Raw genomic sequence first — 390 nt, forward strand, 5'->3', positions numbered from 1 at the left:
TGGGTGCATAATATAAAATTTAATGCCGAGGACCGGAATCGAACCGGTACGGTAATCACTTACCGCAGGATTTTAAGTCCTGTGCGTCTGCCAGTTCCGCCACCCCGGCAAAAAACAAACAAGCGGAAGACGGGATTCGAACCCGCGACCCCCACCTTGGCAAGGTGATGTTCTACCACTGAACTACTTCCGCGTAAATATATAAATGCCGACTAGACGATTCGAACGCCCGACCCTCTGATTACAAATCAGATGCTCTACCAACTGAGCTAAGTCGGCAAATATGGTGCGGGTGAAGGGATTTGAACCCCCACGTCTTTCGACGCTAGAACCTAAATCTAGTGCGTCTGCCAATTCCGCCACACCCGCAAATTATAATATAAAAAACAA

General features: G+C 48.2%; 4 tRNA genes. All 4 read right to left on the reverse strand.

Annotated features, from left to right (window positions below):
- Nucleotides 1-23: 23 nt before the first annotated feature.
- A tRNA-Leu gene (locus GSM_RS13640) sits at nt 24-109 on the reverse strand.
- Between the two features lie 12 nt (nt 110-121).
- Nucleotides 122-193, reverse strand: a tRNA-Gly gene (locus GSM_RS13645).
- 13 nt (nt 194-206) lie between these two features.
- Nucleotides 207-279, reverse strand: a tRNA-Thr gene (locus GSM_RS13650).
- A gap of 5 nt (nt 280-284) precedes the next feature.
- Nucleotides 285-369, reverse strand: a tRNA-Leu gene (locus GSM_RS13655).
- Nucleotides 370-390 lie beyond the last annotated feature (21 nt).

The sequence above is a fragment of the Liquorilactobacillus mali KCTC 3596 = DSM 20444 genome (assembly GCF_000260415.1).
GTDB lineage: Bacteria > Bacillota > Bacilli > Lactobacillales > Lactobacillaceae > Liquorilactobacillus > Liquorilactobacillus mali.